The organism is Paracoccus sp. PAMC 22219 (assembly GCF_000787695.1).
Lineage (GTDB): Bacteria > Pseudomonadota > Alphaproteobacteria > Rhodobacterales > Rhodobacteraceae > Paracoccus.
Window position 1 is genome coordinate 1 of record NZ_BBPH01000220.1, and the last position, 8,779, is coordinate 8,779.

An 8,779-nucleotide genomic window follows, 5' to 3' on the forward strand; every position below is an offset into this window, starting at 1 on the left:
GTCGGCTGGCCCTGCGCCGCGACGGCCTGCAGCGCCGCCAGCGCCGCGCGCAGGTCGTCGCCAAGCCGCGCCAGATCGGTCGGCTGCAGGTCCAGCGCGCCTGCGCCGCGGAATGGATGCGCGTCAGGCGGCCCCGCCCGGTCGCCCGCCGCCACGAACCGGGCGATGGCCTGCGCCGCTTGGTCCCGCGCGGCGACGTCCAGGGATTCCAGCCCGTCCAGCGGAATGGCGGGCGGGCGGGCGCCCTGCCCGATGAACCCGATGATCCGCGACAGCGCCGCATAGGGCGCCTCGTCCCAAGGCGGCAGCGGGTCGTGCAGCAGGTCCGTGACCGCGTTCAGCATGTCGCGCGTCTGGCGCAGGCGCGCGGGGTCGGCCGTGGCGGGCAACGGATGCGCACCGGCCATCAGCGTGCGGCCCAGCTCCTGCGCCAGGGCCTTCTTGTTGGCGCTGCGCGAATGCAGCTCCAGGCAGATGTCGCGCAGGCCCGCGCGGGCCAGGCGGTCATGGACGACCGACAGCGCCGCCATCTTTTCGGCCACGAACAGAACGGTCTTGCCGTCATGGGCGGCGGCGGCGATGATGTTGGTGATGGTCTGCGACTTGCCGGTGCCCGGCGGCCCCTGCACGACCAGGCTGGCGCCCGCGCGGACCTCTTCGATGACCTTGGTCTGGGACGCGTCGGCGTCGATCACCTGGATGATCCGCGCCGGGTCCAGACGGTCGTCCAGACGGTCCCGATCGCCGAACAGCGGCGCGTCGCCCGCGAACCCCCGCGCCAGCAGCCCGTCCAGCAGCGGGTTGCCGTCGAAAGCCCCGTCCGGCCAGTTGGCCGGGTCCAGGTCGCGGTGCATCAGCAGTTTGGCGAAAGAAAAGAACCCCAACTGCATCCCGTCACGGTCCACCTGCCAGTCCTGCTGACCGGACACGGCGTCCTGCACCAAGGTCAGATAGTCGCCGGGGGTCCAGTTGTCGTCCTCGTCTATCTCGGGCAGCTGGATGCCGAAATCCTGGCGCAGACGCTCCTGCAGCGGCAGGTTGACGGTCAGGTCATCCTCGCGCGCCATCAGATCGAAGGTCGAGCTGCGGTCGTTGCGAACCAGCTGCACCGGCAGCAGGATCAGCGGCGCCTCGCGCACCACCTGCGATCCGGGCGCCTCGCGCCAGCGCAGGAACCCCATCGCCAGATACAGCACGTTCAGGCCCTGCTCCTCCTCCGCGGTGCGGGCGTCGTGGGACAGGCGCAGCAGGCGGCGGGCCAGCGCCTCGGGGCCCAGGGGCGTCTCCAGCTGGCTGTCCGACAGCGTCTGCGCGCCGGGCGCCGCCAGCAACAGCACGCCGTCGGGCGTGGCCGTGTCGCTCCCCATCGCGCGAAAGCGCATGCGCTTGCCTTGGATGCGCAGCAGCCGCCAGACCTCGTCGCTGCGTTCGTGGATGATGTTCAGGCAGCTTGCGCGCTGATTGTCGCGGTTGACGTGGATCAGGCGGTTGCGCGTCCCCGTCTCCAGCAGCTTGCGGCGGGCGGCATCCAGGGTGCGGGTCAGGGCGGCGGGCTGGGATTGGGTCATCGGTCCGGGTCTTGTCGTTGCGCGTCCGACCCCAGGGGGGCGGAAGAGGAACATAACCGCAACCTGAACGAAAGACGAGGGATTCCAGACGGAAAACGCAACTTCCTCGGGACATTCTGGGGATGCGGCCCGGTTTCCCGGACCGCGAGGGGCGTCAGAACCGCAGATCGGCGGTCAGCGCGATGCTGCGCCCCGGTTCCAGCTGCTGGACGACGGTGGTGAAATCCGCCCCATAGGTCGCCCGGTCGGCATAGGCGCGGTCGAACAGGTTGTTGACCTCGGCCCTCAGGGTCACGTTGCGGAAGGCGGCCGGTTCGTATTCGGCGAACACGTCCACGACGGTATAGCCGGGCCAGTTGCCATCGACATCGACCCCCTGCCCGTCCTCCTCGATCGCGTGCTGGATGACGCCGCCCAGGGTCAGCCCGGCCATGACCGTGTGGCGCGCCTCCAGCGACAGCATGCCGCCCGGCACGGTCCCCAGTTCGCGCAGATCGAAGCTGGAGGCCGGCTGTCCGTCCAGTTCGACATCCGTATCGCTATAGCGCAGCGCGGCAAAGCCGCCCTGCCAGTCGCGCCGCGCCGACAGGCGGAACCCCTGGCTGTCCAGATCACGCGACACCAGCCCCTTGCGGACCGCGTCAATGCGGGTCTGGAACAGTTCAACGCCCAAGGTCGTCGCGCCCTGCTGCCATTCTACGCCCATCACCGCGTTGCGCGCCCGCGTGGGCTCCAGCGCGTCATAGGCGTCGGGGGCGACATAGGGCGCGTCCAGCTCATAGACCGAGGCCAGCTGCGTGCCGCCGAACACCGTCGACCAGCCCGCGTTGAAACGCAGCGCATCGGTTGCGTGCCAGGTCACATCGGCATTCGCGCTGGTCCCGTCGGTGTCCAGCCGCTGCCCGCCCGCGCCGGTGAACCGGCTGAAGTCATGGCGCAGCCCCGCGCTGTAGTCGATGTCGCCCGCGCTGCCCCGCGCCTGGACGAACAGGCCGGTGGTCGTGCGATCCTCGCGGAACGATGCGGCCGCGCCGCGGAACACCCCGTCATACGTCGCGCGGGTGCGATAGTTGTCCAAGCCAGCGGTCAGTTCGACCCCGTTCAGGGTCATGCGGTTCTGGACCACGACGCTGACCGTGTCCGCGTCGCCGTTGTTGAAATCGGGATCGGGTGCGTCGGACGTGGGCAGGTCGATGGTGTCCAGCCGGTTGCGGCTGCGGGCGATGCGGATTTCCGGGTCCAGCAGCCCGTCCGCGACGGAGCGGCGCAGGGTCAGCGTCTGGGTCGACTGTTCCAGCGCATAGCGGCGCGTCTCGGGGACCGGGCGGCCGCCGATCGTGCCGGTGAAATTGGCGCGGTATGGGCGCAGGGCGTCGTCCCGGAACCGGATCGCGCCCAGCTCCGCCCGCCAGTCGCCGAATTCGGCCCCCAGCTTCAGCGCCTCGCTGTTCAGGTCGGCGCCGGTGCGCGCCACGGTGCGGCCGTTGCCGTCCTGATAGGCATCGCCCGTCGCCCGCTTGGCATAGATCAGCGCGTCGACGGGCCCCTGCCGCCCGTACAGCGTCACCGCCCCGGTCGCCGTGCCGCCATTGTCACCATAGCCGATGGTGACGCGCCCGCCATGGTCGCGCCCGTCCTCCAGCAGGTCGATGGCCGATTTCGTCTCGTACGCGATGCTGCCGCCCAGCGCCGCGAATCCCGCATCCGCGGGGGCCACGCCAGGATCGACGTGCGCGGCCTTCAGCAGGCCCGGATCGATCATGTTGGTGCCGGTGTGGTGGAACATGCGGTTGTTCTGCGCGGCGCCGTCGACGCTGACCGACAGCTGCTGTTCGTCGATGCCGTTGACGAAGACGCGTTCCGCGATGGCGATGCCGCTGCTGACGGTGACGCTGGGTTCGGCGCGGAACACGTCCTCGATGGTGCCGGTGCGGGCATCCTCGATCTGTTGGGCGCTGGGGGCGATCCGGGCGGGGGCCTCGCCCTCGGCGGTCAGGATGATCTCGTCCAGCAGGATCGGCTGGGACAGGGCGGGCAAGGGGGCAAGCGCGGTGCCCAGCATCAGGGCGGCCATGCGGTGTCGCGTCATCGGGGTCTCCATCCATCGGGTCAATGGCTGGCGATGGCGCGGGGCCGGGCTGGCAACGGCCCCGTCATAGGGGCAAAGCCGCCGCCTGTTAAGCCCGGATCGCATGCGTGCCGCGCGATCCTGTCACCGGATCGTCACCGCATCGTCGGATGGGTGTCACGCCCCGCCGCTAGACGGCCCCCATGACATCGAGAGGCCCCATGCTGGACATTCGCGACGCCACCCGCATCTTCGGCCGCAAGGCGGCGGTCGACCATGTTTCCTTCCGCATCGACGGCCCGGCCTTCGTCGGCATCATCGGCCGGTCCGGCGCGGGAAAATCGACGCTGCTGCGCATGATGAACGGGCTGACCCCCGCCACCAGCGGCCGGATCCTGGTCGAGGGGCGCGACGTCGCATCCCTGACCGGCGCCGCCGCCCGCCAGTGGCAAAGCCAGTGCGCGATGATCTTTCAGCAGTTCAACCTGGTGCCGCGCATGGACGTGGTGTCGAACGTGCTGCACGGCATCCTGAACCGGCGCGGCACGCTGCAGACGGTGCTGAACCTGTGGCCGCGCGCCGACATCGTCCGCGCGCTGGAGATCCTGGACCGCCTCGGCATCGCCGAACAGGCGCCCAAGCGGGCCGAAGCCCTGTCCGGCGGCCAGCAGCAGCGCGTGGCCATCGCCCGCGCGCTGATGCAGGACCCCCGCATCATCCTGGCCGACGAACCCATCGCCAGCCTGGACCCGATGAACGCGCAGATCGTGATGGACACCCTGCGCCGCATCAACGTCGAGGATGGCCGCATGGTCATCGCCAACCTGCACACGCTGGACACCGCGCGGCGCTATTGCGACCGGGTGATCGGCATGCGCGACGGGCGCGTGGTGTTCGACGGGCTGCCGTCGCAGCTGACCACGGGCGTGGCCCGCGACATCTATGGCGCCGACGCGGATTTCAACGAAAGCGCGACCTCGACCGCCATTCCCACCGATACCAGCGCGGATGTCGAATACGCCGCCCGCATGCTGGCCTGATCCCGAACCGGAGAGCCCCATGACCCGACTGCTGACCCTGCTGGCCACCACCGCCGCCCTGACCACCCCGCTGCACGCGCAGGAGATCACCGAATTCCGCATCGGCCTCTTGGGTGGAGAGAACGCCCAGGACCGCATGGCGTCGAACGAATGCCTGCGCGGCTATGCCGAGGAGGCCTTGGGCGTGCCGGTCCGCCTGTTCACCCCCGCCGACTACAACGGCGTCATCCAGGGCCTGCTGGGCGGGTCGCTGGACATGGCCTGGCTGGGCGCATCGGCCTATGCCGCCGTGTACGTCGCCGACGAGAACGCGGTCGAGCCGGTGCTGGTCAAGACCAACCTGGACGGCAGCTATACCTATCATTCGATCGGGTTCGCGCGCACCGACAGCGGCATCACCTCGCTGGACGACATGGAGGGCAAGAGCTTTGCCTTTGCTGACCCGAATTCGACCTCCGGGTTCCTGATCCCGAACGTGGAGCTGCCCGAGGCCGGCTATTCGATGACCGAGGGCGATTATTTCAGCCGCATCGCGTTTTCGGGCGGGCATGAACAGTCGATCATCGGCGTCGTCAACGGCGATTTCGACGCGGGCGTGACCTGGGCCGACGGCCAGGGCGCGTGGGAGGATGGCTATAACTCCGGCGCGCTGCGCAAGGCGGCCGATGCGGGCATCGTCGACATGAACGACATCGTCGAGATCTGGAAATCCTCGCCCATCCCGGAAGGTCCGGTGGTGGTGCGCAAGGACCTGCCCCAGGACGTGCGCCAGACCATGATCGACCTGGTCGCGGGCCTGCACGAATCGGACCCCGAATGCGCCTATGGCGTCGCCGCCGGAGAGACCGCGGGCTTCAGCCCCGTCACCCACGCGGAATACGAGACGATCATCGCCATCCGCCGCGCCGAGATGAACTGATCGCCACCCCATCCGGGCCGGGCCCCGCAACGGGCCCGGCCTTCGCATATCCAGGAGGCAGCATGGCACTGGCCGATATCCAGCACGACTATCTGGCGCTGACGCGGCGGCGACGCATCTATGGCGGGCTGTTGGTCGTCATCTTCGTGGCGATGATGGTGTCGGGGTTCCGCGTGGCCGACGCCCGCAATGCCGGCGGCTTCTGGCAGGGGCTGCACCAGGTGGGCGATTTCCCCGCGGCCCTTGTGTCCGAGGCGTTCGAGAAATCGGCCAATCTGCCCGGCCACATGATCCGCGCCCTGCCCGCCCTGGTCGAGACGCTGAACATCGCGCTGGTGGCCACTCTGCTGGGCTGCATCGCGGGCACCGCCCTGTCGCTGGCCGCCACGCGTGGTCTGGCCCGCTGGCCGCGCCTGGTGCCGGTCGCGCGGCGGGTATCCGACGTCTGTCGCGCCATCCCGGAAATCGTCATCGCGCTGGTGCTGATCTTCATTCTGGGCGGCGGCCCGGTCCCCGCCGTCATCGCCATCGCCATCCACACCGCAGGCGCGATGGGCAAGCTGTTCTCCGAAGTGAACGAGAACGTCGACCTGAAACCGGTCGAGGGGCTGGCATCCGTCGGCGCCACCTGGTCGCAGCGCATCTGGCTGGGCGTGTTCCCGCAGGTGGCGCCGAACTATCTGTCCTATGGCCTGCTGCGGCTGGAGGTGAACATCCGCGCATCGGCCATCCTGGGCTTCGTCGGCGCGGGCGGCATCGGCTACGAATTGCGCAACGCGATGACCTTCGGTCAGGGCAAGTTCGACCAGGCGGCGGCGATCTTTCTGCTACTGTTCGCCACCATCGTGGTCGTCGACCAGATCTCGGGCCTGGTCCGCAACCGCCTGACGCATGGGGCCCCCGCATGACCACGATGACCCTGCAGGACCGCACCATCCGCATCATGGACCGCAAGCGGCGCATGGCGCTGGCAGTGCCTGCGCTGATCCTGGCCTATCTGGTCTATGCCGCGATCAGCTTCGATCTGGCGGGGCTGGCGCAGCGGGCGCGGCTGGACAATGCCGCGGTGCTGATGGCCGACACGGTCAGCCACAAGATCCACGTCACCCGCGACAATCGCCGCGACGCCCTGTCCGTCAGCGTCGAGGGCAGCGCCCGCGCCACCTTTGCCCCCGACCGCCTGCCGGACTGGGTCGCGGCACAGGGGTCGCGGACGGTGATCGACCTGGGCGCGGGCCATGTCGTCACCTATGACGGGCCGCGCACCACCTATGACATCCCCGATTACGGCCCGGTCACGCTGACCGTAGGCGACGGCGTGACGCTGGACACGCCCGACGGGCAGGTGCCCGCGTTCATCAACGCCAGCCCCGCCCGCGTGACCATCACCACAGATCAGGGCCGCGTCACCGCCACCCGCGCCCGCACGGAAACCCTGCGCTATTTCTGGGGGTGGGAGATGTTCTTCTTCGACCTGTCCAGCCCGCTGGCAGGCATGTCCGCGGGTCAGGTCGTGGCGTCGGTCCTGTGGGGCGACCGGATCGATCCGGCGCGGTCCAACCTGTCGCTGGCCCTGTCGGAATTCTGGACGAACGACATCTGGCAGCACGGCGCCGTGGCCTGGGCCCTGTTCGAGACGATCCTGATGGCGTTCCTGGGCACCTTCGGTGCGGCCTTCGTGGCGCTGCCGCTGGCGTTCTTGGCGGCGCAGAACTTTGCCCCGTCACGGGCGCTGCGGTTCGCGGTGCGGCGCGTATTCGATTTCGTGCGCGGCGTGGACGCGCTGATCTTCACGATCATCCTGTCGCGCGCCTTTGGCCCCGGCCCGCTGACCGGGGCGCTGGCGATCCTGCTGACCGACACCGGCAGCTTCGGCAAGCTGTTCTCCGAGGCGCTGGAGAACGTCGACGGCAAGCCCATCGAGGGCATCCGCTCCACCGGCGCGGGCGCGTTGCAGCGGTACCGCTTTGGGGTCATCCCGCAGGTGATGCCGGTACTGCTGTCGCAGATGCTGTATTTCCTGGAAAGCAACACCCGCAGCGCGACGATCATCGGCGCGATCACCGGGGGCGGCATCGGGCTGATGCTGACGCAGGCGATCCAGACCACGCAGGACTGGGAAAAGGTCGCCTATTACATCCTGCTGATCGTGGTCATGGTCATCGCGATGGACAGCCTGTCGGGCTGGCTGCGCCGCCGCCTGATCCGCGGGACCTAGTCCGCCAGCACCAGCGACACCCGGTCGCCCGCAAACCACGTCCGCCCGTATTCGACCGGCCGGCCTTGGTCGTCCAGGTTGACCGCCACGGACCGCAGCACCGGCGCGCCTGCGGGATCTGCAGGGCCACCGCCTGCGTGGCATTGGCCAGCTTGGCCGTGATGCGCGTGCTGGCGCGGGTGTAATCGGCGACCCCGCAGGCGGCCAGCGCCGCAGTGATCGACTGTTGGTCGCGGGCGTGGTCGCAGAACCCCGCCAGCCATCCCGGCAGCACCGACCGGAACAGCGCAAGCGGCTGCCCGTCGGCCAGCGACAGCCCCTCGACCACGTGGACCGGATCGCCGGGGGACAGGTCCAGCATCTGCGCCTCGGCCGCGTCACAGGGGCGGGTTTCCAGCCGGGTAAAGCGGTGCGACCCGGTGCGCCCCGCCGCCGCAAGGTTCTGCGAAAACCGCACCCGGCGGCCCAGCGCATAATCGGTCGGCCGCGCGGTCACGAACACCCCCGCTCCCCGGCGCGCATGGACCAGCCCCGCGTCGGCCAGCTGCGCCAATGCGTGGCGCACCGTGTGGCGGTTGACGCCGAACCGGGTGGCCAGCGTCGCCTCAGACGGCAGGCGGTCGCCGGGGGGATAGTGGCCCGAGGTGATCTCGGCCCGCAGGGTGTCGGCGATGGCCTGCCACAGGGGGGTCTTGTCCGTCATTAAAAATTCACACGGTTCCGGTTGAGAAAAAGGCGCGGTCGCGCTATCACCTGTCTAGTTGTATAGATAACGGGACACCTCGGCAAGATGTCAGCTTCTCCCCTTCCCGATCGGCACGACTGGCTGTCGATCCTGGCACGCAGCGCGCCGTCCCGGCTGGCGCAGCTGCTGCCCGACCTGCCCGACCACGCCCTGCTGCGCGCGCCCGAGACCGGCACCGTGATGGTCCAGGGCCGCATCGGCGCCACCGGCGCGCCCCTTCA

Annotated in this window: 7 protein-coding genes and 1 pseudogene; 5 read left to right on the forward strand and 3 right to left on the reverse strand. The window is 69.3% G+C overall.

Features of this window, described 5'->3' with window-relative positions:
* A partial coding sequence (locus TY51_RS18965) for a DUF4011 domain-containing protein (protein WP_042252784.1) occupies positions 1 to 1,568 on the reverse strand: 1,568 nt, incomplete at its 3' end.
* Positions 1,569 to 1,722: 154 nt separating this feature from the next.
* Positions 1,723 to 3,657, reverse strand: coding sequence for a TonB-dependent receptor domain-containing protein (locus TY51_RS18970; protein ID WP_042252800.1), 1,935 nt, complete (start codon positions 3,655 to 3,657; stop codon positions 1,723 to 1,725).
* A 200-nt stretch (positions 3,658 to 3,857) separates the two neighbouring features.
* Between TY51_RS18970 and phnC the strand changes: the two genes are divergently transcribed.
* From phnC to phnE (TY51_RS18990), 4 genes are all read left to right on the forward strand, one after another.
* Positions 3,858 to 4,676, forward strand: a complete 819-nt coding sequence (gene phnC, locus TY51_RS18975; RefSeq protein ID WP_042252787.1) for a phosphonate ABC transporter ATP-binding protein — start codon at positions 3,858 to 3,860, stop codon at positions 4,674 to 4,676.
* 19 nt (positions 4,677 to 4,695) lie between these two features.
* Complete coding sequence (gene phnD / locus TY51_RS18980; protein WP_042252790.1) at positions 4,696 to 5,595, forward strand: phosphonate ABC transporter substrate-binding protein; 900 nt, start codon at positions 4,696 to 4,698, stop codon at positions 5,593 to 5,595.
* 62 nt (positions 5,596 to 5,657) lie between these two features.
* Positions 5,658 to 6,503 carry a phosphonate ABC transporter, permease protein PhnE gene (gene phnE, locus TY51_RS18985; RefSeq protein WP_042252793.1) on the forward strand — a complete coding sequence of 282 codons (846 nt, stop codon included), beginning with the start codon at positions 5,658 to 5,660 and terminating at the stop codon, positions 6,501 to 6,503.
* Positions 6,500 to 7,813: a phosphonate ABC transporter, permease protein PhnE gene (gene phnE / locus TY51_RS18990; protein ID WP_042252796.1), complete on the forward strand. Its 1,314-nt coding sequence runs from the start codon at positions 6,500 to 6,502 to the stop codon at positions 7,811 to 7,813. Before phnE (TY51_RS18985) ends, phnE (TY51_RS18990) begins: the two co-directional genes overlap by 4 nt.
* On the opposite strand, the pseudogene phnF reads toward phnE (TY51_RS18990), so the two are convergent.
* Positions 7,810 to 8,516: pseudogene (gene phnF, locus TY51_RS18995) on the reverse strand (phosphonate metabolism transcriptional regulator PhnF). The gene phnE (TY51_RS18990) and the pseudogene phnF overlap by 4 nt on opposite strands.
* A gap of 87 nt (positions 8,517 to 8,603) precedes the next feature.
* On the opposite strand from phnF, the gene TY51_RS19000 reads away from it, so the two are divergent.
* Positions 8,604 to 8,779, forward strand: a 176-nt coding sequence (locus tag TY51_RS19000; RefSeq protein WP_042252797.1) for a phosphonate C-P lyase system protein PhnG, incomplete at its 3' end; no start/stop codon positions are given.

Coding starts and splice junctions, on each gene's coding strand:
- TY51_RS18970 (WP_042252800.1), bottom strand. CDS start 3,657: ATGACGCGACACCGCATGGCCGCCCTGATGCTGGGCACCGCGCTTGCC.
- phnC (WP_042252787.1), top strand. CDS start 3,858: ATGCTGGACATTCGCGACGCCACCCGCATCTTCGGCCGCAAGGCGGCG.
- phnD (WP_042252790.1), top strand. CDS start 4,696: ATGACCCGACTGCTGACCCTGCTGGCCACCACCGCCGCCCTGACCACC.
- phnE (WP_042252793.1), top strand. CDS start 5,658: ATGGCACTGGCCGATATCCAGCACGACTATCTGGCGCTGACGCGGCGG.
- phnE (WP_042252796.1), top strand. CDS start 6,500: ATGACCACGATGACCCTGCAGGACCGCACCATCCGCATCATGGACCGC.